We start from the raw sequence: 23,901 nt of genomic DNA, 5'->3' as shown, positions 1-23,901 counted from the left end.
GCCCCACTATTTCTGGGGGGCCTCATTCGTCGTTCGCTTTCGTAACCACCGCAAAACCGCCATATTGGTCGCCCCCATGATGGCCCCGACTGCTATGCCGAGCAGAACCATTTCATCTCCCGGAAAATCATTCCCAAAGAGGATAAGCGCTGTCGCAGCACCCGCCACTACCCCGATCCCAGCACCGACAAGCGGTGTATCATGATCGGCGTTGGCCAGCGCTTTTACAATTGGCGTGAGGACAATCAACGGTATCCAGCTGACAACGCCAGACAACATCAAAGCAAAGACAACGACCGCCACAAAATCAATGGTTTGAAGGATCGCTGAGACCTGCGCAGGCTCAAACGCTAAAAGCTCGACCAATGCCGATCCAATCGTCATCAACGCCCACCCGCAGCCGGACGTCCCAACCCAAGTGAACAGCGCTGCAAGCAGCACCGTGCCCCACGTCACAGGTTCACGCGCGCTTGCAGCCCGTATTTGGGTCACGTCGCAGCGCCACCAACAGTCAGCCCGCCAATCATCAGGCTTGGTTGACCAACGCCAACAGGCACCCATTGGCCCGCTTTGCCGCAATTCCCGATACCCGGATCAAGCGCCATGTCGTTGCCGATCCCGCGGATATGCTTCAACGCTGTCGCCCCGTCACCGATCAACGTGGCACCCTTAACTGGTGCGCCGACAACGCCGTTCTTAACGCGATAGGCTTCGGTGCAGCTAAAGACGAACTTGCCGTTGGTGATATCGACCTGACCACCGCCAAAGCCGACCGCGTAAATCCCGTCCTTCAAATCAGCGACAAGCGATTCCGGCGTGTCGGGACCGGACAACATATATGTGTTGGTCATCCGTGGCATTGGCGCGTGGGCATAGCTTTCCCGACGGCCATTCCCTGTAGGGGCGACCCCCATCAGGCGGGCATTTTGACGGTCCTGCATGTAGCCAACTAGAACACCGTCTTCGATCAGCGTGTTCTTGGCACTTGGCGTGCCTTCGTCGTCGACCGTGATCGACCCGCGCCGGTCCGGAATTGTCCCGTCGTCCAACACAGTGACGCCCTTGGATGCAATCTGCTGACCCATAAGACCTGCAAAGGCGCTTGATCCCTTGCGGTTAAAATCGCCCTCTAACCCGTGACCAATCGCTTCGTGCAGCAAAATACCGGGCCAACCTGGCCCAAGCACGACATCCATAACACCAGCGGGGGCGGGCTCTGCGTCAAGGTTCACAAGCGCGATCCGCAGCGCTTCACGCACGGCAGGTTCCCAGTTGTCACGGGAAATCAGGCCGATCAGGCCCGCACGCCCACCGCCACCAGACATGCCGCTTTCGCGTTGTCCGTTTTCTTCGACAATGACGCTGACATTCAGGCGCGACATCGGGCGTGTATCAGTGACCAGCACACCATCAGGGCGCAGAATCAGAACTTCCTGATGCGACGCGGCCAGAACGGCGGACACTTGCACGACGCGCTTGTCCAAAGCGCGAGCAAAGTCGTCGATTTCGCGCAGGACATCGATTTTCGCAGGGAAGGTGGCCTGCAACATCGGGTCTTCGTCAGAATACAGCTTCTTATTGGTGCCGACAGGGCCATCGGCCATCGTGCCGCCGCCATCGCCTACCGCCAGCCGCGCAGTGCTGACCGCACGCTTCAATGCGTGTTCGTCAATCGTGGTGGAATGCGCATAGCCTGCGGTTTCACTTTTTACGGCGCGCAGACCGAATCCTTCGGATGCATCGAAACTGGCGGTTTTCACGCGGCCATCGTCAAAGGCCAGAACCTCTGACCGTCGGCGTTCCAGAAACAGTTCCCCGTCGTCAGCCCCAGCTGTGGCGTCTTGTAGCAGTGAAAGCGCAGTGTCGCGGTCTAGATTTGTATCAAACGGGCGGAACGGATCAGCGGACATGCAGGTTTTCCTTATCGGTGGATGGATCAAAGGACAAAAGCGTCCGTTTGCCGCAACAGCGGTTCTTGAGTTGTTCATTTAAATATGGGACATGGGCGGCAGGTTACAACGGGATTCCGTCTTTCTTAAGGGTGTTCGCCCATGACGGAGCTAGACGATTGCGCCCACGCGCGCCAAGACAGACAGGACATGACATGCGACTGAAGACTATCGCGACTTCACTTTGGGCCTCAGCAGGACTGATTCTTGCGGGTGCTGCGGCTTCTGCACAAGAGGTCACTCAAGAACTGGACATCATCGGCCAGCCAACGCCGGGTGCGACTGGTTTCCAGCCAGCAGCAACCGAATTGGCCCGCGATCTGCAGTGGTTGGACGGCATGCTGTTGGTGATCATCACGATCATCACATTGTTTGTGACGGGCCTGCTGGCGTGGGTCGTCATCCGGTTTAACCGCAAATCAAACCCGACACCGTCTACATTCACACATAACTCTCCTTTGGAAGTTGCATGGACAATCATTCCAGTTGTCATTCTGGTCTTCATCGGTGCGTTCTCTTTGCCTGTTCTGTTCAAGCAGCAGGAAATTCCTGCAGCGGACATCAACATCAAGGTGACAGGCTACCAGTGGTACTGGGGCTACGAATACACTGACGAAGCTGTTTACTTCGACAGCTACATGCTGGCCGAGGACGAGTTGGAAGAATATGGTTACACCGCTGATCAAAACCTTCTCGCGACTGACACAGCCGTTGTTGTGCCAGTGGGCGCGACTGTTGTGATGCAGGTGACTGGTGCTGACGTGATCCATTCTTGGACCATCCCGGCATTCGGCGTGAAGCAAGACGCGGTTCCAGGTCGTCTGGCCCAGCTGTGGTTCGCTGCTGAACAAGAAGGCATTTACTTTGGTCAGTGTTCCGAACTGTGCGGCAAAGACCATGCGTACATGCCAATCACTGTCAAAGTGGTGAGCCAAGAAACTTACGACGAATGGTTGGTTGCTGCGAAAGAACAGAACCCAGCTTAAATCAAAACGGGTGCGCGCCCGTCGCGCACCTTTCCCGCCACATCGCAATTTTGAATGGACATCCGCATGAGCGACATGAGCCTGAACGAAGCGACCTACACCACATCCAGCCAAGAGCCGTCGATGGGTGATTACTATGCCTTGATGAAACCGCGTGTCATGTCGCTGGTTGTTTTCACGGCATTGGTCGGTTTGCTGGTGTCGCCCGTGCCGGTGCATCCGTTCATCGGATTTGTCGGTGTGTTGTGCATCGCGGTGGGGGCGGGTGCCTCTGGCGCGCTGAACATGTGGTGGGACGCAGATATTGACGCGGTGATGAAACGGACAGCGAAACGCCCGATTCCCGCTGGCAAAGTCGCACCGGGCGAAGCGCTGGGCATTGGCGTCGCGCTTTCCTTCTTCTCCGTCATCTTGCTGTTGCTCGCGACCAACGCGCTTGCCGCTGGTCTGCTGGCCTTCACAATCTTCTTTTACGCCGTCGTTTATTCAATGTGGCTGAAACGGTCGACACCACAGAACATCGTGATTGGCGGGGCTGCAGGCGCATTTCCTCCAATGATCGGCTGGGCGGTTGCGACTGGTTCCGTGACCATCGAATCCGTGCTGATGTTCATGCTGATCTTCATGTGGACGCCACCGCATTTCTGGGCCTTAGCCTTGTTTGTAAAGACAGATTACGGCGATGCGGGCGTTCCTATGCTGACCGAAACACACGGTCGCGACAGCACCCGTAAACATGTGATTGCCTACACCGCTTTGCTGGTACCTGTGGCGATTGGTCTTGGTTTCACGTCCATCGGTGGTCCGGTCTACTTGACCGTTGCGGTGATCATGAACGCGTGGTTCTTCAAAGGCGCCTACGACATCTGGAAACGCGATGATGTGGCGGCTGACGCTGACAACTATGCGGTTGAAAAGTCGGTCTTCAAGGTGTCGCTGTACTACCTTTTTGCCCACTTCGTCGCCCTGCTGATTGAAGCGGCGCTGCGTTTGAACGTTGGTGGCGTGTGATGGCGATCAAAGTCGAACACGAAATCCACGAACGCCGCAAAGGCCGCAACATGGGCGTTGGCCTGTTGCTCGCCGGTATGATTGCGATCGTTTTTGGCCTGACCGTTGTGAAAGTCCTGCAGTTGGGCGACGCAAAACAATTCGAGAAATTTGATCACGTGGCACGGCCACAGATCATCCCAGCAGAGGAGAGTAATTAATGTTATTTTCTAAGCTGAAAGGTCCTCAACGCACGGCGGCTCAGGCTGGCGGTGTTGTGATCCTGATGGGGTCACTCGCTTGGGCGTCTGTACCTTTCTACGATTGGTTCTGCCGTGTGACCGGTTTTGGCGGCGCAACGAATGTTGTCGAAGCCAACCAAAGCGACGTTCTGGATCAAACGATCACAGTCCGTTTCGATGCGTCACTGGAAAAAGACATGCCGTGGGAATTCAAGCCCGCGCAACGTGAAATGGAAATTCGGATCGGTGAAACAGGTCTGGCCTTCTACGAAGCGCATAACCCGTTTGACGTGCCAATCGCGGGGCAGGCGGCCTACAACGTGACGCCTTACGAAGCGGGTGGATTTTTCGACAAGATCGAATGTTTCTGCTTCACCGAACAGGTCCTGCAACCGGGCGAAACCGTGATGATGCCGGTCAGCTTCTTTGTTGATCCGGCCATCGTTGATGACCGTGAAGGCAAATATGTCCACACGATCACGCTTTCTTACACTTTTTACCAGATTGATCTGCCTGAGACTTTTGAACAGGCAGCTTTGACAACACCGGCGCAAGACGCCATAGAATTGAACTAGCAAGAACCCCAAGGGACGACAGCCATGGCGCATGAAAAGAATCACGATTACCACATTCTAAACCCCTCTATCTGGCCAATGCTTGGCGGCGTAGGTGGTTTCATCATGTTGGGCGGCAGCGTCTTTTGGATGCACGGCTCCGGCCCATATGCGTTCCTGATCGGTCTCGCGCTTGTTCTGTACGTGATGTACGCATGGTGGTCCGAAGTGGTTGCCGAAGGCGAAGGTGGCATTGATCACACGCCGGTTGTTGCCATTGGCCTGCGTTACGGCGTGATCATGTTCATCATGTCCGAAGTCATGTTCTTTGCAGCGTGGTTCTGGTCTTTCTTCAAACACGCGATGTACCCGATGGGTCCGATGTCGCCTGCCGTTGACGGTGTTTGGCCGCCAGTCGGGATCGAAACATTCGACCCTTGGCATTTGCCGTTGATCAACACGATGATCTTGCTGTGTTCCGGTATGGCCGCGACGTGGGCACACCACGCTTTGGTCCATGAAAACAACCGTGAAGACATGAAGTGGGGCTTGATCCTCGCCGTTGTTCTTGGCGCGATCTTCACCGTGTTCCAGATCTACGAATATAGCCACGCGGCATTCGGTTTCTCGGGCAACATCTACGGCGCGAACTTCTTCATGGCGACAGGTTTCCACGGCTTCCACGTTCTGATCGGTACGATCTTCCTGCTGGTTTGCTTGGTTCGCTTGCAAAAGGGTCACTTCACTCCTGAAAAGCACCTCGGGTTCGAAGCCGCGGCTTGGTACTGGCACTTCGTTGACGTTGTGTGGTTGTTCCTCTTCGCAGCCGTTTACGTCTGGGGCGGCTAACCGCCACATCGGGGTTCACCCCGACCACGATCAAAGATAAGACAAACGCGCGGGGTCACACCTCGCGCGTTTTGCTTTGAAAGGCTGACAATTGCGTAAGATTTTCTTTCCAATCCTACTGGGCATCGCGGGGTGCGCGATATTGCTTAGCCTTGGTGTCTGGCAGGTGCAGCGACTGCAGTGGAAGACGGGAATCCTGACAGAGATTGACGCCACGATCGCATCCGATCCGGTTGCGATCCCAGCTGATCCCGATCCCGCAACAGATCAGTTTCGACCTGTCTCGACACAAGGCCGCCTGAAAGGCACGCCGCTTTATGTTCTTGTCACCATCGAAGGACTTGGACCTGGCTATCGTTACGTTGACGCGCTGGAAACCGAAGACGGGCGCACTGTGATGGTCGACCTTGGATGGGTGCCGCTTGCGCAACTTGGCAACCCGTTCACCAAATTCCATATGATCGACGTCACTGGCAATCTGCATTGGCCCGACGACAAAGATGACTGGACGCCGGACCCTGATCCTAAAGGCATTTGGTTCACCCGCGACGTGCCATCCATTGCTGCAGGCCTGAACGCCGAACAAACCCTTATCGTCGCGCGCGACGTGCAGTTGCTCGATCTCGTCACGCCGCTGCAAAGCTATCCGTTCCAGCCCCTTCCGCTTGACTCTGGGGTGATCAAGAACGACCACCTGAACTACGCGATCACATGGTTCATGCTGGCCCTCGTCTGGGTCATCATGACAGGCTATCTGATCTTCCGCATCCGCCAAGAGGACCGCTAGAATGCGTTATATTTCCACACGGGGCACAGCGCCCGTGCTGACATTTGAACAAGCCATGTTGACCGGCCTCGCCCGTGATGGGGGGCTGTATCTGCCCGAAACCATCCCGACGCTGACGGCAGACCAAATCGCAGACATGGCCGGGCAATCTTACGAAGACATCGCCTATACGGTCATGCGCCCGTTCATCGGCGACACATTCGGCGACGATCAATTCCGCGAGCTGATCAAAAATGCTTACGCGGGCTTTGGCCATGACGCGAAAGCACCGTTGGTCCAGCTCGCCCCGAACCACTTCCTGCTGGAACTGTTCCACGGTCCAACGCTCGCGTTCAAAGACTTCGCGATGCAGTTGATCGGTCAAATGTTCCAAGCCGCACTTTCCCGTTCGGGCGACCGCGTCACCATCGTGGGTGCGACGTCTGGCGACACAGGTTCAGCCGCAATCGAAGCGTTCCGCGGTCTCGACAATGTCGACGTCTTCATCCTGTTCCCGCATGGACGCGTGTCCGAAGTGCAGCGTCGGCAGATGACAACACCGTCGGAATCCAACGTTCATGCGATTGCCGTCGATGGCGATTTCGACGATTGCCAAGCCGCCGTGAAAGACATGTTCAACGATTTCGCTTTCCGCGAAGACGTGAAGCTGGCTGGCGTGAACTCCATCAACTGGGGCCGCGTTCTGGCGCAGGTCGTCTACTACTTCTCCTCCGCTGTATCCCTTGGCGCGCCGCACCGTGAAATCAGCTTCACCGTGCCGACAGGCAACTTCGGCGACATCTTTGCAGGTTACATCGCCCAACAAATGGGCCTGCCGATCAAAGACTTGGTCGTCGCGACAAACCGCAACGATATCCTGCACCGCACGCTGGAAACCGGCAGCTACACCAAAGAAGGCGTTGAACCGACGATCAGCCCGTCGATGGATATCCAAGTGTCGTCGAACTTTGAACGCGCATTGTTCTACGCCTACGACCAAGACGGCGCAGCCGTTGCGGGCCAGATGGAAGACCTGAAAACGGGTGGTTTCCAGATCAGCCAAGGCGCCTATCAGATGTTGAAAGACACCTTCAAATCGGGCCGCGCATCCGAAGAAGAAACCTCCGCTACGATCAAAACATACCTCGCGCAGCACGGCGAATTGTTGTGCCCGCACACGGCTGTCGGCACCCACGTGGCCGAAGACCATCTTGGCACCACACCAATGATCACACTGGCCACCGCGCATCCTGCGAAATTCCCCGATGCGGTGAAAGCTGCCTCTGGCGTGATGGCCCCCCTTCCGCCGCGCATGGCAGACCTATATGACCGCCCAGAACGCGTGACACGTTGCGCCAACGACCTTTCCGCACTGCAAGCGGTCATCAAAGAACGGATCACATCTTGAGCATAGAACTGCACACACTTTCCAACGGTTTTCGGATCGTCACGGAAAGCATGCCGGGCCTGAAATCCAGCTCTATCGGGATTTGGGTACAAGCCGGTGGGCGGCATGAACGGATCGAACAGAACGGCATCGCGCATTTTCTGGAACATATGGCGTTCAAGGGGACCAAAACCCGCAGCGCCCTGCAAATTGCCGAAGCCATTGAAGACGTTGGCGGCTACATCAACGCTTACACGTCGCGCGAAATGACGGCCTATTACGCGCGTGTTCTCGAAGACGACGTGGCGCTTGGGCTGGATGTGATCGCGGATATTCTGCTGAACCCAGTTTTCGACCCATCTGAAATCGAAGTCGAACGCGGCGTGATCCTGCAAGAAATCGGCCAAGCCTACGACACGCCCGACGACATCGTTTTCGATTGGCTGCAAGAGGTGGCATATCCCGATCAGGCCCTGGGTCGCACGATCCTTGGGCCGTCTGAACGGGTCTCTAGCTTCTCGCGCGAGGATTTGAATACCTTTGTCGGGGAACATTACGGACCGAACCAGATGATCCTCGCGGCGGCGGGTGCCGTTGATCACGACGCGATTGTGAAGCAAGCAGAGCAGCTGTTCGGTCACTTGTCCCCAATCCAGCGTCCCACGAATCTGATCCAACCGGCCGCCTTCGGTGGCGGTGAACGGCGTGAAATCAAAGATCTGGAACAGGTTCACTTCGCTTTGGCGCTTGAAGGACCGAACTACCGCGATCCCGCGATCTACACGGCACAAATTTATTCATCGGTGATGGGCGGCGGTATGTCATCGCGCCTGTTCCAAGAGGTGCGCGAAAAGCAGGGCCTGTGCTACACGGTCTTCGCGCAGGCAGGCGCCTACGAAGATACGGGCCTGACCACGATTTACGCGGGCACAAGTGCCGAACAAATCGAACAGCTTGCCAATATCACGATGGACGAAATGAAACGCGCAGCGGATGATATGACCGCGGAAGAAGTCGCGCGCGCACGGGCGCAGATGAAAGCGGGCCTCTTGATGGGCCTCGAAAGCCCGTCAAACCGCGCAGAACGTCTGGCGCGGCTCATGTCGATCTGGGATCGCATTCCGACCTTGGAAGAAACCATCGGCTTTATCGACGGCGTGACAACCGGTGATGTGAAAGCATTCGCAGGTGATCTAGCCACGAACCCCGGTGCGGCCATGGCGCTATATGGACCCGCCGAAGCGGCACCAACGCTTGAGGCACTCAAAGCACGGCTTGCCGCGTAATGTTGGGCGTCAAACGGAAAGTCCGGCTCGAGACAGAGCGTTTGACACTTCGCCCACCGACCCATGCCGACTTTCGGCCATGGGCGGCATTGCGCGCGGAAAGCCGCGATTTTTTGACGCCGTGGGAACCCACGTGGGCGCCTGAACATCTGACACGCAAATCCTTCACAAACCGTGTCTATTGGGCGCAAAGGTCAATCTCGTCTGGCACGGCGGTCCCGATGTTTATTACACGGCGCGAAGATCAGATGCTGCTGGGGGCGATTACGCTGGATCATATCCGGCGTGGGCCCGCGCAAGCAGGGACCACAGGATACTGGATCGGAGAACGCTTCGCGCGGCAGGGCTATATGCGCGAAGCGATTGAGGCGATGGTGCACTATGCCTTCGTGTCACTCGATCTGAGCCGGATCGAAGCAGGATGCCTGCCCGAAAATACGCCGTCGCGCGCATTGTTGGAACAATGCGGATACAAATACGAAGGCGTGGCGCAGTCTTATCTTCAAATTAACGGCCGCTGGCGTAACCATGTTCTGTACGCGAACCTGCGATTTGATCGGCGCGGGAAGACCGACGCCGGTTAGGGGTGGTTGACCAATTGCTGAACAAGAGTAGCGTGGCGACATGAAAAAGATCCTGATCTTGATGGTGTTGGTCTGCGTGACCGCATGCGGGGTGCCTTTAGCGCGCAAAAGCGCGATTGATCCGCTTTTGTACGACGCCCACGATATCGCCCGTTCAGACAAAATCGCGATCTTTATTCCAGGGGCGCTTGCGTCGATCGACATTTTTGAAGCGACCGAAAGCTGGGATGACGCAGGTTATGCGCGCGCGATGTACCGTTTTCCGGGGTTGGACGGGATGCCGAACGATCACTTGATCCATCCGGCGACCGTAGCAGAACGGATCGCAGCATTTGCCAATAGTTATCCAGACAAGGACGTCGCGCTGATCGGGTATTCGACAGGCGGACCAATCGCCTTGTTAACCGCGCCCCAGATTACCGGCGACCGTGATGTACGCGTGGCCGCGATGTCGACGGCTGTGGAACATGGCGGCGGGTTGGGCACCGTTTTTCGCGGCGTGGAAGATATTGTCAAAGCGATGATCGCGACTGGTTCGCTACGGCGGCAAACTGTGTGGAAACGGTTCTGGGCGGGCCTTTTGTACGGCCCGGATGCCCTAGACGATCCGTCATTCGAAGACCGCTTGTCCCGCGACATCGCGGCAGGCGAAAAGATCATCGTCAAGCTCGATCCGGCAGTGGCGTTGGCGCATACCTTGGGCCTGCCGGGATTTCAGGTGCCCGACGATTTGGATTTGAACGGGATCCCCGTCGCGTTCTTTGTTGGTCTGAATGACCGCGTCTTTTCAACGCGCCAGACCTACGATTTTTCCAAAAAAATCGGCGACGTCGCGATTTATGGCTATCCCGAACAGGGGCATCTATTGTTCTTTACGCGACCGGATGTTTTTGACGACATGCGTGCCTTTGTCGAAGATCGACCTGTCGTGCGGTAGCTACGATTTTTAGTGAAAAATCGATTTGGGGGCCAGCCCCCAATCCCCCGAGATATTTATGACCAAAAGAAGCAGTTACACCGTCTGCATGCGATCAAGGACGTTCAGCCCCTGCATATGAAGAAAATGCAGAATGTCGATGAATATCCAGTTCTCGGCCAATTTGTCTCCGTCGCGCCGATAGATATCGACAACCCGCATCTCCGCCCGTGTTTTGCCGTCACCGGGCAGGCCCATATACCCGCCAAGCGGCACCACGGACAGGTTCGACCATCCAAAGAACCCGCCATAATTGCCCTCGGCCAGCCGCGCGATGTGCCCGTGGAATTCGCGTTCCCCAAGTTGGGTGCGGAAAGGCCGTTGGTGCTGTGCGATGTAGCGGTCGATCGTGTATGTGGCACCGATCCCTTCGGGTCCCCACCACAGCATGTCGTCGTGCCAGCATTGGGCTAGTTCTTCCTGCGGGGTCGCGTCGCGAGGTGCCGCATTTTCCTTGCTATTCGAATTGGCTTGGATATCACCGATCATGCGATTGATCAGGTCGAGCGTGTCCTTGCCAGCCTGTTCCGGCGCGTCGGCATATAGCAAACCATCGTGGGTCATTGGTCCGGGTTGGATCAGGTGCATGCCCGTTTGCGGCGGCAGTGGGTAGACGCCCGCCTGCTGCATCAGGTGTAGCAGGTCAATAAACAGCGCTGTTTCGACGATCTTGCCATTCTCGACGCGGTTGAATTCGGCGTAGCGCAGCATGACGATTTTGCGGGTCGGCGGTATCCCGAGAAACGGCGCATCAAAAAGCCCCATCAGGTGCCCCATCGACGTGACCCATGTGGATGTGTACCCGTCAATCATGTTCAAGCCTGCGAAGAAGATGTCTTCGCGCCGTTGAACCTTTGTCATCGCGGACAGAAACGGTTCATAGAAGTTCGCAGCGACTGCTGCGGCCCCGTGATGTTCGTAAAATGGATGCATCCCGCGCCAGTGCCAGTCTGGCGTCGTGTTCTCGGCCAGTCGATCAGCGACGGTTTCGGGCGTTGCGGATGCAAGCGCCGCGTAGTGGTCGCGGACGACTTGCTTTGTCTCTTGGAACGACATGGGTCAGCCTTTCACCGCGCCTGCGGTCAAACCGGACACGATCTGACGTTGGAAGAACATGATCATCACAAACAGCGGTGCGGTGATCGACACAACGGCCGCAACTGCGAACATGACATTGCCCTTCGTCTGGGTTGTCCCAAGGAAAGACGCCAGTTTCGGCACCATCGTTTGGTTCTCTTTTGACAGCAACATAGAGGTCACGGCAAAGTCGTTATAGGCCAGCAAAAAGCTGAACAGCCCCGTTGTAATGACCCCCGGCCACATGACAGGGATGATGACATGGCGGAACGCTTGGAACCGTGTACAGCCGTCCACCATGGCAGATTCGTCCAAATCCTTTGGGATGTTTTTAAAGAACGCATGCAGCATCCACAGCGTGAATGGCTGGTTGATCGCGACCAATACGATGATGGTTGTCGATAACCGTCCCCACAGGTTCCATTCGAAAAACGGCAGCAGGTAGCCGGACACGAGCGTGATCGGCGGCATCGCCCGAAAGATCAGCGCGAACAATAGGAACCAGAACGCATAGCGATATGTGGATCGCGACAAGGCATACCCGCCCAATGTTCCGCAGGTCAGCGAAATCGTGACCGTAAAGAAACAGACGATCAGGCTGTTAAAGGAGGCGCGCCAGAATTCTTCCTGCACCCATGCCCCGTGATAGCCGTCGCCGGTGAATGGCCCGCCAGTTTCGACCCGCGTCAGTTCACCGGTCAGCGATTGGGCCCAGTCGGCCTTGGAAAAGAAATCACCTTCGACTTTGAATGATCCCCATAGGGTCCACAAGAACGGGAAGGCGGCCATGATCAGCCAGATGATCAGGAAGCCCATCGCGATCAATTGGACGGGCAGGGGACGGCGGGTTGCAGTGGACATGGTCGTCTCCTTAGTCTTTGCCAAAGTCGCGGTAGGTGCGGACCAGCACCGGCGACAGCAGGATCGCAACGCCAATGATCGTCAAAACAGACGTGGCCGCGGCGGACGATAGCAATCGTGTTTCGCCCCCCAAGTCGCTGAAAATCGCGATGGAAAGTGATCGGGCGTGGGCCTGAGCGCTGAACGATATGATCGGTTCGAACACCCTGAAATTGTCCATCAACTGGATCAACGCAATGAACGTCGTCAGCGGGAACAGATGCGGGATCACGACGTAGCGGATGCGTTCCCAGCGGCTGGCCCCGTCGATCATCGCGGCTTCGATGGTGTCTTGGTTCACCGTTTGCAGGCCCGCGTAGTAGACGACAAAGGCGAACGGCGCTGAATGCCACACCCCGTAAAACATCAACATGATCCACATCAGCGTCGTGTTTGCCTTGACCGATAGGGTGGGATCACCCGACAGCCATTGTAACCCGCTGCCCAAAATACCGCGCGCATCGACCATCCAGAAGATCGCCAGTGACCCGACCAGCGGGGTCACGATAAATGGCAACAACGAGAAAAAGATCGTCGGGCCTTTCAGGGCTGTTGCGACCGAATTGATGGCAACCGCGATGGCAAAGCCCAAGATCAACGTCAGCGGGGTCACAATGGCGGTGTAGGTCAGGGTGAAGGCCAGCGCGTCGTAGAACGGCAGGTTTATCAAGGCGTTCGCGAAATCAGGCAACCCGTCGGATTCGATCCACGCGGTCTTTACGTCTTCGACAGCAAGGTGGTTGCGGTCCTTGTAAACGTCGAGCCCTGCCCATTTGCCCAATGGTTCAGCGTCGCGCAGGGCTTGGGTGGCCTCTTGGTCTACAGATTGGGCTACGGTGCAACCAAACGGGCCGCAGTTTTCGACCTCGATAATCACCTGTTCGTGGGCCGTATAAAGTGACTGGGTCACAACGGACACGACGGATGATGCGATAAACAAGAGCATCAAGATGGCCGATGGCAAAACAAACCAGAAGAAAGACGAATGTTTCATGGCAAGGGCCCCCGGCCATCTAAATGATCTTGGAAATGAGGTGTGCGAGGGGCCGCAAAGCCCCCCACGAGAATTGTCTTACTGCAAGAAACCTTGCTCGGTCGCAGCTGCTGTGTAGGCCGCTTCGATGTCCGCAAGCGTCTGTTCTGCAGATTCGTCGCCCTGCAAGAAATCAGCGATGTTGTCGCCAAGCGCTGTGTGCAGCAGACCTTGGAACGGCACCATCGGGTACGGTGTTGAACCAGCTGCAACGGATGCCAAAACGCCTTCGTTCACAGGCTGGGATTCAAATCCGTCCATCAACCATACGGCTTGGGACATGGTTTCGTCGTTCAGCAAAGCAGGTGATGTGGCGTGTGCCAATGCTTGGAACGTGGCCGCCGCATCTGCGTCGCTGATGTTCTTTGCAACAGTCCAGCCGTCCCACCACAGTGTCGTCGCAGGCGTGCCGCTGCCGCCAACAGTCAACGGACCGCCAACAGCGGTGTTGCTATAAACGACTTCTTCCGCGCCTTCGTCATCCATCAGAACGCCTGTCCGGCTGCCCCACATGTTCATCAACGCCACGTTGCCCGCTTCCCATTCCGCGGATGTCGCGTTGGAATCGTGCGTCAGGTAGTCTGGGTTCATGTAGGCAGTCAGCGCCTTCATCATTTCCAACGCTTCAACACCTTGGGCGTTGTTGATGGATACGTTCGCGGTGCCCGGTTCAAAGAATTGACCGCCGGTTCCGATGTACATGTTGGTGAATTCCTGCGCGAGGTTCCAACCCGCCGCATATGCGCCCCCAACAGGGTTTTCCATGATGCCTTCGGCACGGATTTTTTCGGCAGCTTCCAGTACGCCTTCGTAAGATGTGGGCGCGTCCATGCCGATTTGCTCAAGCACGTCCTTGCGATAAACAAGGTGCTGGGCGTTCGCCATAAATGCGACGGCCATGATCTTGCCGTCCACTGTGATCAACTGATGGGCAGGGATATCTGCGCCGTATTCAGCGACCAATGCGTCAAGCGGCTGAATGACATCTTCGTTGATCAGCGCCACGATGGACGAATTCGCTACAATCGCAGACGTGTATTCTGCCGGATTGCCAGACATGCCAGCGACGTTCAGCGTCTGGTGGTCTGCAGTCAGGTTGGACGCGGTTTCATCGGCGCCAGCGGCACATTCAAGCGCGGCGGCGGATACTGATTGGATGGCCGGGAATTCATTCCCGATGATGCTCAGGCGTCCGGCATCAATGGCGCAGGCATGGCCGTCGGCCAGTGCAGATGTACCAGCGACGGCGGCAATCGCGGTCCCTAGCAGTGCTGTCTTTAACATTTTCATTCCAAGAAACTCCCGGTTGGATCTGTGGTGGCCGGGTTGGTCCGGCGCATTTTAAAAGCGGCCGTGCGACCACAAAGTCATATGTCATCGGCCGTGATCGAATCGCGACCGCATTGCATACGTTTGCAAGTTAACCTCCTCAATGTGCGGTTTGGCAAGACATTTCGTTTCGCCGCGCTGCAGAATTGCGTCAATGAAAAAAGGGTCTTGCCACGCATCCAGATTCGCGCCAAGATTTTGCAAACGTATGCAATCGCGAGGGGCGATCATGGCAGAAATCCAACTTCGAAAGGTGTCCAAGCGCTGGGGCGACTTTGTCGGCGTGAAGGAATTTGACCTGACGATCGCCGATCAAGAGTTTCTGGTGCTGCTTGGGCCATCGGGTTGCGGCAAGACGACGACCATGCGGATGATCGCGGGATTAGAAGACGCGTCTGGTGGCGATATCCTAGTGGATGGCAAACGGATCAATGATCTCGAACCTAAAGATCGCGACGTGGCGATGGTGTTCCAATCTTATGCGCTTTACCCGAATATGAACGTCTACGAAAATATCCGCTTTCCGTTGAAGGTACGCGGGATTCCACAAAACGAACATGACGACCGGGTCAAACGCGCGTCGGCCATGGTTGAACTTGACGAATTCTTGCATCGCAAACCTGCGGAACTGTCCGGCGGTCAACGACAGCGCGTGGCCCTTGCCCGTGCCGTTGTGCGCGAACCGAACGTGTTTTTGATGGACGAACCCTTGTCTAACCTCGATGCCAAATTGCGGGTGTCGACGCGGGCGCAGATCAAAAACCTTAGCCACGAACTCAAAACAACGACGATCTACGTGACGCACGACCAGATCGAAGCGATGACGCTCGCGGACCGCGTTGTCGTGATGAATAAAGGCGTGGTGCAACAGGTCGGCACGCCGACCGATATCTACGATCAGCCCGCAAATACATTCGTCGCAGGCTTCATCGGATCACCTGCGATGAACCTGATCAACGGCGTTATGGAAGGCGGGACATTTACGGCGGATAAGGTCGTGATTACGGGCCTGCCGCCGCAACATTCGGGTCCGGTCACACTGGGTTTCCGTGCAGAGGACGCGACTGTCGCCAACGGCGAAGCACAAGCAAATTCAACGGTTTATTCGCTCGAACTGTTGGGCGAAGCCACAATGGTCACGATGCGGGCAGGCGGCACAATCTTGTCTGTGAAATCTGGCAAGGACTACCGCACAAAGATCGGCGATGCCGTGCACGCGAATATCCCTGCCGAAATCTGTCACTTGTTCGACGCGACAACAGGAGACCGTTTGTCATGACCATTCGTAATCTAAAAACGGGCAAGCCGGAAACCGAACGCCAAGAAGATGATGCAAAGGTGCGGGGCATTGTCGAAACCACGCTCAAGGATATCGAGACGCGCGGTGACGCTGCCATTCGTGACCTGTCGGCAAAGTTCGACAATTACACGCCCCCTTCGTTCCGCTTGACCCCATCCGAAATCGAAGCCGCGATGTCCAAAGTCAGCGCGCGCGACATGGAGGACATCAAATACGCACAAACCCAAATCCGTACCTTCGCCGAAGCGCAACGGGCATCCATGACCGATATCGAAGTTGAAACCCAACCGGGTGTCATCTTGGGGCACAAGAATATCCCTGTGCAATCAGTGGGTTGCTACGTGCCGGGTGGCAAATTCCCAATGGTCGCGTCTGCCCATATGTCGGTTCTGACAGCATCTGTCGCGGGTGTCCCACGGATCGTGGCATCCGCGCCGCCGCAAAATGGCGCACCCCATCCGGCGATTGTCGCGGCCATGCAAATGGGCGGGGCGCACGAAATCTACGTCCTAGGTGGGATGCAGGCCGTCGGTGGTATGGCCATTGGCACGGAAACCATTGATCCAGTGCATATGATTGTCGGGCCGGGAAATGCCTTCGTCGCAGAAGCAAAGCGGCAGCTTTTCGGGCGCGTAGGCATTGATCTGTTCGCCGGACCAACCGAAACCATGGTTATTGCCGATGAAACCGCCGCAGACGCTGAACTTTGCGCGACTGACCTGCTAGGGCAGGCGGAGCATGGGTATAATTCACCTGCTGTTCTCCTCACAAATTCTGAAAAACTGGCCAAGGACACATTGGCTGAAATCGACCGTATCCTCGAAATCTTACCAACGCGTGAAACGGCAAAAACATCGTGGGACGACTATGGCGAGGTGATCGTCTGCGACACCTACGACGAAATGCTCGCCGTCGCGGATGACATCGCATCCGAACATGTTCAGGTGATGACGGATCGCGACGATTGGTTCCTCGATAACATGACCTGCTACGGTGCTTTGTTCCTCGGGCCGCGCACAAATGTGTCTAACGGCGACAAGGTGATCGGAACGAACCACACGCTCCCCACCAAAAAGGCGGGGCGATACACTGGCGGACTTTGGGTGGGTAAGTTCCTGAAAACACACAGCTACCAGCGTATCACGACGGATGAAGCCGCAGCACGAATTGGTGCCTACGGATCGCGTCTCTGCATGTTGGAAGGATTTGTAGGGCACGCGGAACAATGTAATGTCCGCGTCCGTCGGTATGGCGGTAAAAACGTGCCGTACGGAACCGCCGCCGAATAATTCTGCTTTGTGCTGGCCTTCAGTGGTCTTGCCAAAAGCGACACAAGGATCACGACATGCAACTGCCGCAGACCCCATCTTTCAACCTTTCTGGAAAGCGCGCGCTTGTCGCTGGCGCGTCGTCCGGCATTGGATTGGCGTGCGCGGTGGCGCTGGGGCAGGCGGGCGCGGATGTGACATTGACCGCCCGTTCAACCGATAAACTTGAAAACGTGGTTATGGCGATGCAAGCGGCAGGGCTAATCGCGCAATCCTTCAAGATGGACGTGTCCGATATTCCCGCGACACAAGCCCAAGTCGCAGAGCACGGCCCATTTGATATTCTGGTCAATTCGGCCGGACTTGCGCGGCACGGACCAGCGCTCGACACGACGGAAGAAGATTTTGATGCTGTCAGTGCGCTTAACCTCAAGGGCGCGTATTTCTTAACGCAGGCCATCGCAAAAGGCCTTATCGCGGCGGGCAAGCCGGGGTCATTGATTAACGTGACATCGCAGATGGCGCATGTCGGTGGGATCGATCGGGCGGTGTACTGCGGCACAAAACACGGCGTCGAAGGCTTCACCAAAGCAATGGCGATTGAATGGGGCCCCAAGGGAATTCGCGTGAACACCGTCTGTCCGACGTTTATCCGCACGGCCTTGACTGAAGCCACGTTTCAGGATCCGGAAAAGGTTAAGTGGCTGGAAGAAAAGATCAAATTAGGGCGCGTAGGTGAGGTGACAGATATCATGGGGCCCGTTGTTTACTTGGCGTCCGACGCGTCCGCGTTGATGACAGGTACGCATCTGTTGATTGATGGCGGGTGGACAGCCGACTGATGCAACATGATCGGATCACATCCTTACAGGTCGCAGAACGGGCTGGCGTTTCACAATCAGCGGTCAGCCGCGTGTTCACCCCCGGTGCATCGGCGAGCGCGAAAACAGTCGCAAAGGTTAAGAAAGCAGCCGTCGAATTGGGGTACAGACCCAACATGATGGCGCGCGCGATGATTACCGGCAAAAGCCGCATCATCGGTCTGGTTGTCGCGTATCTTGATAACCAATTTTACCCGCTGGCGTTGGAACATCTGTCCAATGCATTGCAGGAGCAGGGCTATCATGTCCTTGTCTTCACAGCTTCGAACACCAAGCGTGAAATTGATGAAGTGATCCAAGAACTGCTTGATTATCAGGTAGATGGGATCATCACCGCGTCTGTCGGCATGTCGTCCGACTTAACAGATCGTTGCAAGGCTGCCGGCATTCCAGTGGTCATGTTCAACCGCAGCCAAGATGGCGCCGACGTTGGGTCTGTCACATCGGACAATGTAGCAGCGGGGCGCAAAGTTGCAGATTTCCTCGTCGAGGCTGGCCATAAAAACATCGCGCACATTTCCGGTTGGGCGGGGTCATCGACCGGTCGCGATAGACAACAGGGCTTGATCGAAGGATTGCAGCGCTACAATCTAGAACCGACGGCGATCATCGACGGAAAATACGACCGTGCGATTGCGGCACAAGCAGCGCGCGACCTGATGAACAACCCGACACCGCCCGATGCCATTTTTGTCGGAAACGATCATATGGCCTTTGCCGTGCTTGATACATGTCGATTTGAACTCAACCTTGACGTGCCTCGTGATGTGGCAATCATCGGTTTCGATGACGTGCCTCTTGCCGCTTGGCCGGCCTATAATTTGACGACGGTCCGCCAACCTTTGGTCCGTATGATCAACGCAACGGTTGAAATGATCATCGGGCAAATCGGCGAAGGTGAAATCGCGCCAAGCCGCATCGTCTTTGACGGCCCACTTATTCAGCGCGGCACAACGCGCCCACCAAAAGGAACGATATGATGAAGGGTTTTCAGGCCAAGTGGAAAGATTTTCCCGATTATATCATTGGTGTAACAAAAGAAATTTGGGAAGATCGCGGGGTGGAAACGCTCAATCGGTACTACGCGCCCGACATTCCAGTACGGACGCCCATGGGCGTATCAGTGGGCAACCAAGCGACGATTGCCGCGACAATGGCGACGATCAATGAATTCCCTGACCGCGAATTGTTCGGTGAAGATGTGATCTGGTCAGGTGATGAAGACGCCGGATTTCTGTCTTCGCATAGGCTTTTGACAAAGGCGACGCACACAAGAGATGGCCAATTCGGGAAAGCCACGAATAAATCATGGGTTGTGCGCGTGATCGCGGAATGCGCAGCAAAAGATGACACGATCTACGATGAATGGCTGGTGCGCGATTACGGTGGTTTGGTCCGTCAATTGGGGTTCGATCCGAAAACCTTTGCGGCAGGCTTGATCGACAAAGAAGGTGGCGCAGCCCTTGCGAGATCCGTCTTTTCGCCTGCGAACGACATCGCTGGTGACTACAAAGGCACGGGAAATGACAACGCTTGGGGGCAACGCTACGCCGACATCCTGACACGGCTCATGGATAAAGATTTCAACACGATTACAAGGGATTACGACAGGGCTGTGATCGGCGAATATGCCGGGGCTGTGACGTCTATCGGGCGCGAAGGGTGCGACGCGTTTTGGGTTGGCCTGCGGTCGTCTTTCCCGAATGCGACGTTCAAAATCCACCATCAGATCGGCATGGACGCCGACATGCTATCACCACGGGCAGCCGTCCGGTGGTCGCTCGATGGCATCCACGACGGATGGGGGACGTTTGGCGAACCGACCGGCGCGCCAGTTCATATCATGGGCATGTGCCACGCAGAGTTTGGCCCATTCGGGACGGATGGCGTGGGGCTGCGCCGCGAGTTTGCGCTTTATGACGAAGTTGCAATTTGGAAGCAAATTTTGATGGGGTCCGTGTAAGTGAACACTTTCAAACGGTTTCATTCATTAAATAGTCGCGAGGAAACATCATGACGCCTGCTGAAATGGAAGCGCGCATCGTGCGCTATGGCGATCTGCGCCCGTGCAAGACCGCCTTCATCGACGCCCACACGCCGGGGTCTGATCAGAAGGAAAACTTCACGATTATCGGCGGCGGTGTGTCCGAATCCGCTGACCAACATGTGCATATCGCGGACACGCCGGGTTTCAATATCGGTGCAGCTGGCCAGCCGCCAAAGTGCCGCAATTCCTTGCACAGCCATACAACGGCCGAGGTGTTTTTTGTGCTGAAAGGCCGTTGGCGGTTCTTCTGGGGCCGTTGGGGAACAGCCGGCGAAGTCGTGTTGGAAGAGGGTGATATCATCAACATTCCGACCGGTATTTTCAGAGGTTTTGAAAACATCGGGACTGACTACGGGATGATAATGGCGATCCTTGGCGGCGACGACGCTGGCGGCGGTGTCACATGGGCGCCGCAAGTCATTGAAGACGCAGCAGAACATGGGCTCGTCTTGGGCGAAAACGGGCAGCTATACGATACCAAGAAAGGCGCGTCTTTGCCCGATGGTGTAAACCCGATGCCAGTTTTGACCGAGGCAGAGCTCGCCAATTTCCCCGAACCTTCGACCTTGGATGTCGTACCGCGGCATGTCGCGCGATACTGGGATTTGATGGCGTTCGCCGACAAACAACCTGCCAAAGTCATTGGCGCTGATGGCGTATTGCCCGACAAACCTGGTTTCGAGGTAGAGCTGTTGTCGCGCAATTCGATTTCTGATGAACTGCAAACACATCATCATCACACGGTCTTGATGCCTATGCGTGGGCATTGGCGTTTGGATTTTGCGGGTGGTACGACCAGCCTAAATCCAGGCGATACGGCCGCCATTCCACCGAACACGCCACATGCCTTGTATCCGGCAATGACAGGCGAGGCGTCTTTGTACCGTGTTTTTTCGAACGACGATCCAGCCGGTTCGACATGGCTTGGGTAGAACCTGCTTTGACCGATGCACTATTTATAATGCAACAATAACAAATATTTGGATAACAAATGGCTCGTATTCTTACGACACACGTTGGCAGTCTACCGCGTACCCAGAAAGTGGTAGACTTCATTTTTGCGCGCGAAAAAAACGAACCATTCGAGCAAACTGCGTTCGATATGGCGATGTCCGAAGCGGTTGACGCGACAGTTGCGCGGCAGGTCGCAGCAGGCGTCGACATCGTCAGCGACGGTGAGACGTCAAAGATCAGCTATGCGACATACGTGAAAGACCGCTACACGGGTTTTGACGGCGACAGTCCGCGCAATGCGCCAGGCGATCTCAAACTATTTCCGGGATTCCTAAAACGGCTCGCCGACGATGGCGGGACCCCGAAATATGCGCGACCGATGTGCGTCGGGGAGGTGAAATCAAAAGGGCAAGGCGAACTTCAAAAAGATATTGCAAACTTGAAAGCAGCGATGGTGAAACATAACGTCGATCGCGGCTTCATGAACGCCGCATCCCCCGGTGTTATCTCTCTTTTCTTACAAAATGATTACTATAAGTCTCGCGAAGCCTATTTGGCGGCGCTCGCCGATGCGATGAAGGCGGAATATGAAACCATCGTGGCGTCGGGCCTCGACCTGCAGCTTGATTGCCCTGACCTCGCGCTTGCTAAGCACATGCTTTTCAACGACCTTTCCGATGCGGAATTTACAAAAATTGCGGCCGGTCATGTCGAAACGCTGAATCATGCCCTGCAGGATATTCCGTCCAACAAGGTCCGCATTCACATCTGTTGGGGCAATTACGAAGGTCCCCACGTTTGCGATATTCCGATGGATACGATGTTTGACACGTTGATGTCGGCGAAGGCCGATTACGTTTTGTTCGAAACGTCCAACCCGCGGCATGGTCACGAATGGACGACGTTCCGCGACCGTAAGGCCGACATCCCCGACACCAAAATCCTTGTTCCGGGTGTGGTCGATACGACGACCAACTTTGTGGAACATCCCGAACTGGTCGCGCAACGCCTAGAACGTTTCCAACAAATCGTTGGGTCTGATCGCGTCATTGCCGGATCGGATTGTGGATTTGGAACATTCGCAGGGTTTGGTTCAATTGATCCAGATATCGCTTATGCAAAGCTGAAAGCAATGTCAGATGGGGCGGCATTGGTCGGATGACGCCGCTTGTGCTGCTGCCGGGAATGATGTGCGATGCGCGGCTGTTTGCGCGGCAAATCGCGACATTCTCGGCGCAGCGCGCGGTTCACGTGGCCCCTCTTTCTGCAGATAGCATCGCGGCCTGCGCGGCCCATATTTTACAGGGGGCTCCGCAAAAGTTCGCGCTAGCTGGCCTATCCATGGGCGGCATCGTTGCGATGGAGGTTCTGCGGCAGGCGCCGTCTCGGGTAGACCGGATCGCCTTGCTCGACACCAACCCGCTGGCAGAGGCGGATGCAATTCGCGCCCGACGCGCGCTTCAGATTGAAAAAGTACAAGACGGGCATCTTTTGGACGTCATACGTGACGAGATGAAACCGCACTATCTGGCCAACGGTCCACATCGCGCAAAAATCCTTGATCTGTGTATGGACATGGCAGCGTCTCTCGGTCCCGCCACCTTTATTAACCAATCTAAGGCTCTTGCTAGGCGTCCTGATCAAACCGAAACGCTAAGGTCGGCGTCAGTCCCCGCTTTGGTGCTGTGTGGACGCGAAGATGCATTATGCCCGGTCCACAGACATGAACTTATGCACGACTTACTCTCAAGCAGCGTCCTGCAAGTCATCGAAAACGCAGGACATTTGCCGACTTTGGAACAACCCCAAGAAACGACGGCGGCGTTGAGCCGCTGGTTGGAGGATACATGAACGACGACCTTCTCACCCTGCTGCGATCAGTTGACACGCCCACTGTTTGTAACGCCATCGAAGTGGCGCAGGGCCAACGCGGCTTTAACGCTTTTACACGTGGAACGATGATCAGTTCTGCGCCCGACGATCCTGCGATTGTGGGCTACGCCATCACCGCAAAAATCCAAGCGGTGAAACCGCCAACCGAGACACCGGACGTCATTCGGGCCCGTCGTATGGCGTACTACAAAGCAATGGCGGAAGGCGGCAAGCCAAGTGTTGCTGTCGTTGAAGATACTGATTTCCCACATGCAATCGGCGCGTTCTGGGGCGAAGTGAACACGACGATCCACAAGGGATTTGGGCTATCAGGCACGCTGACTAACGGTGTGATGCGGGATCTGGGGGACATGGCGGACGATTATCCCGTCATCGCAGGGTCCATCGGGCCTAGCCACGGATTTGTGCATGTCACTGAACTTGGCACGCCCGTCACCATCTTCGGACTGACCGTGCAACAGGGGGATTTGATCCACGCGGATCGCCACGGTGCTGTTGTGATCCCGCCGGAAGTGGTTGATCAATTGGCCGATGCCATTCAAAAGATGCAGGACACGGAACACCTCGTCCTTGGGCCCGCAAGAGAGCTCGGGTTCGATTTTGAAAAGTTTGAAGCCGCATGGGCGGCTTTCGAAAGGGCCCGCACCTGA

25 protein-coding genes are annotated in these 23,901 nt (G+C 56.0%); 19 read left to right on the top strand and 6 right to left on the bottom strand.

The features are described from left to right. Window positions 1–6: 6 nt before the first annotated feature. Window positions 7–492, bottom strand: a complete 486-nt coding sequence (locus AC0L7R_RS15360) for a hypothetical protein (RefSeq protein ID WP_473657747.1) — start codon at window positions 490–492, stop codon at window positions 7–9. Further along, window positions 489–1,910: a metalloprotease TldD gene (tldD, locus tag AC0L7R_RS15355; RefSeq protein ID WP_473657745.1), complete on the bottom strand. Its 1,422-nt coding sequence runs from the start codon at window positions 1,908–1,910 to the stop codon at window positions 489–491. The genes AC0L7R_RS15360 and tldD overlap by 4 nt, the downstream gene beginning before the upstream one ends. 194 nt (window positions 1,911–2,104) lie before the next feature. Here tldD and coxB point away from each other — a divergent pair, with 194 nt between their 5' ends. The 10 genes from coxB to AC0L7R_RS15305 all read left to right on the top strand — a co-directional run bounded on the left by coxB (window position 2,105) and on the right by AC0L7R_RS15305 (window position 10,530). Continuing rightward, window positions 2,105–2,935: a cytochrome c oxidase subunit II gene (gene coxB / locus AC0L7R_RS15350; protein ID WP_247127429.1), complete on the top strand. Its 831-nt coding sequence runs from the start codon at window positions 2,105–2,107 to the stop codon at window positions 2,933–2,935. Window positions 2,936–3,001: 66 nt separating this feature from the next. Further along, entirely contained in the window at window positions 3,002–3,946 is a 945-nt protein-coding gene (gene cyoE, locus AC0L7R_RS15345) for a heme o synthase (RefSeq protein WP_473657744.1), read from the top strand. Next, window positions 3,946–4,146, top strand: coding sequence for a hypothetical protein (locus AC0L7R_RS15340; RefSeq protein WP_473657743.1), 201 nt, complete (start codon window positions 3,946–3,948; stop codon window positions 4,144–4,146). The genes cyoE and AC0L7R_RS15340 overlap by 1 nt, the downstream gene beginning before the upstream one ends. Next, window positions 4,146–4,742 carry a cytochrome c oxidase assembly protein gene (locus AC0L7R_RS15335; RefSeq protein WP_473657742.1) on the top strand — a complete coding sequence of 199 codons (597 nt, stop codon included), beginning with the start codon at window positions 4,146–4,148 and terminating at the stop codon, window positions 4,740–4,742. Before AC0L7R_RS15340 ends, AC0L7R_RS15335 begins: the two co-directional genes overlap by 1 nt. Window positions 4,743–4,766: 24 nt before the next feature. After that, window positions 4,767–5,570, top strand: coding sequence for a cytochrome c oxidase subunit 3 (locus AC0L7R_RS15330; RefSeq protein WP_247127425.1), 804 nt, complete (start codon window positions 4,767–4,769; stop codon window positions 5,568–5,570). 91 nt (window positions 5,571–5,661) lie between these two features. After that, window positions 5,662–6,357 (top strand): SURF1 family cytochrome oxidase biogenesis protein, encoded by a 696-nt coding sequence (locus tag AC0L7R_RS15325; RefSeq protein WP_473657741.1) that lies wholly within the window; start codon window positions 5,662–5,664, stop codon window positions 6,355–6,357. Between the two features lies 1 nt (window position 6,358). Further along, entirely contained in the window at window positions 6,359–7,744 is a 1,386-nt protein-coding gene (thrC, locus tag AC0L7R_RS15320; protein ID WP_473657740.1) for a threonine synthase, read from the top strand. Further along, entirely contained in the window at window positions 7,741–9,009 is a 1,269-nt protein-coding gene (locus AC0L7R_RS15315) for a M16 family metallopeptidase (RefSeq protein WP_247127422.1), read from the top strand. The genes thrC and AC0L7R_RS15315 overlap by 4 nt, the downstream gene beginning before the upstream one ends. Beyond that, window positions 9,009–9,593 carry a GNAT family N-acetyltransferase gene (locus tag AC0L7R_RS15310; RefSeq protein ID WP_348108631.1) on the top strand — a complete coding sequence of 195 codons (585 nt, stop codon included), beginning with the start codon at window positions 9,009–9,011 and terminating at the stop codon, window positions 9,591–9,593. The genes AC0L7R_RS15315 and AC0L7R_RS15310 overlap by 1 nt, the downstream gene beginning before the upstream one ends. 40 nt (window positions 9,594–9,633) lie before the next feature. Beyond that, on the top strand, window positions 9,634–10,530 hold the full coding sequence (locus AC0L7R_RS15305) for an alpha/beta fold hydrolase (protein WP_473657739.1): 897 nt from the start codon (window positions 9,634–9,636) through the stop codon (window positions 10,528–10,530). Window positions 10,531–10,605: 75 nt separating this feature from the next. Here AC0L7R_RS15305 and AC0L7R_RS15300 read toward each other — a convergent pair whose 3' ends face one another. From AC0L7R_RS15300 to AC0L7R_RS15285, 4 genes are all read right to left on the bottom strand, one after another. Further along, a complete protein-coding gene (locus AC0L7R_RS15300; RefSeq protein WP_473657738.1) occupies window positions 10,606–11,625 on the bottom strand; it encodes an ester cyclase in 1,020 nt (339 codons plus the stop codon). 3 nt (window positions 11,626–11,628) lie between these two features. Beyond that, window positions 11,629–12,507 (bottom strand): ABC transporter permease subunit, encoded by an 879-nt coding sequence (locus AC0L7R_RS15295; protein ID WP_473657736.1) that lies wholly within the window; start codon window positions 12,505–12,507, stop codon window positions 11,629–11,631. Window positions 12,508–12,517: 10 nt separating this feature from the next. Further along, window positions 12,518–13,540 (bottom strand): ABC transporter permease subunit, encoded by a 1,023-nt coding sequence (locus AC0L7R_RS15290; protein WP_473657735.1) that lies wholly within the window; start codon window positions 13,538–13,540, stop codon window positions 12,518–12,520. A 78-nt stretch (window positions 13,541–13,618) separates the two neighbouring features. Beyond that, entirely contained in the window at window positions 13,619–14,869 is a 1,251-nt protein-coding gene (locus AC0L7R_RS15285) for an extracellular solute-binding protein (protein WP_473657734.1), read from the bottom strand. 268 nt (window positions 14,870–15,137) lie between these two features. Here AC0L7R_RS15285 and AC0L7R_RS15280 point away from each other — a divergent pair, with 268 nt between their 5' ends. Genes AC0L7R_RS15280 through AC0L7R_RS15240 form a run of 9 tightly spaced genes read left to right on the top strand, consistent with a single transcriptional unit; the run spans window position 15,138 to window position 23,901 of the window. Further along, window positions 15,138–16,187, top strand: coding sequence for a sn-glycerol-3-phosphate ABC transporter ATP-binding protein UgpC (locus AC0L7R_RS15280; protein WP_473657733.1), 1,050 nt, complete (start codon window positions 15,138–15,140; stop codon window positions 16,185–16,187). Beyond that, window positions 16,184–17,497: a histidinol dehydrogenase gene (gene hisD / locus AC0L7R_RS15275; RefSeq protein WP_473657732.1), complete on the top strand. Its 1,314-nt coding sequence runs from the start codon at window positions 16,184–16,186 to the stop codon at window positions 17,495–17,497. The genes AC0L7R_RS15280 and hisD overlap by 4 nt, the downstream gene beginning before the upstream one ends. A gap of 56 nt (window positions 17,498–17,553) precedes the next feature. Continuing rightward, window positions 17,554–18,318, top strand: coding sequence for an SDR family oxidoreductase (locus AC0L7R_RS15270; RefSeq protein WP_473657730.1), 765 nt, complete (start codon window positions 17,554–17,556; stop codon window positions 18,316–18,318). Beyond that, complete coding sequence (locus AC0L7R_RS15265) at window positions 18,318–19,337, top strand: substrate-binding domain-containing protein (RefSeq protein ID WP_473657729.1); 1,020 nt, start codon at window positions 18,318–18,320, stop codon at window positions 19,335–19,337. Before AC0L7R_RS15270 ends, AC0L7R_RS15265 begins: the two co-directional genes overlap by 1 nt. Further along, on the top strand, window positions 19,337–20,320 hold the full coding sequence (locus tag AC0L7R_RS15260; protein WP_473660437.1) for an ester cyclase: 984 nt from the start codon (window positions 19,337–19,339) through the stop codon (window positions 20,318–20,320). Before AC0L7R_RS15265 ends, AC0L7R_RS15260 begins: the two co-directional genes overlap by 1 nt. A gap of 50 nt (window positions 20,321–20,370) precedes the next feature. After that, window positions 20,371–21,336: a cupin domain-containing protein gene (locus tag AC0L7R_RS15255; protein ID WP_473657728.1), complete on the top strand. Its 966-nt coding sequence runs from the start codon at window positions 20,371–20,373 to the stop codon at window positions 21,334–21,336. Window positions 21,337–21,395: 59 nt separating this feature from the next. Further along, window positions 21,396–22,520 carry a cobalamin-independent methionine synthase II family protein gene (locus AC0L7R_RS15250; protein ID WP_473657727.1) on the top strand — a complete coding sequence of 375 codons (1,125 nt, stop codon included), beginning with the start codon at window positions 21,396–21,398 and terminating at the stop codon, window positions 22,518–22,520. Continuing rightward, a complete protein-coding gene (locus AC0L7R_RS15245; protein ID WP_473657726.1) occupies window positions 22,517–23,209 on the top strand; it encodes an alpha/beta fold hydrolase in 693 nt (230 codons plus the stop codon). The genes AC0L7R_RS15250 and AC0L7R_RS15245 overlap by 4 nt, the downstream gene beginning before the upstream one ends. Continuing rightward, the gene (locus AC0L7R_RS15240; protein WP_473657725.1) at window positions 23,206–23,901 is read left to right on the top strand and encodes an RraA family protein; all 696 of its coding nucleotides are present in this window, start codon (window positions 23,206–23,208) and stop codon (window positions 23,899–23,901) included. The genes AC0L7R_RS15245 and AC0L7R_RS15240 overlap by 4 nt, the downstream gene beginning before the upstream one ends.

Source organism: Yoonia sp. D2-7, from assembly GCF_055809435.1.
The sequence above is the reverse complement of the archived record's forward strand: the minus strand, read 5'-3'. Positions and strand labels throughout refer to the sequence as shown.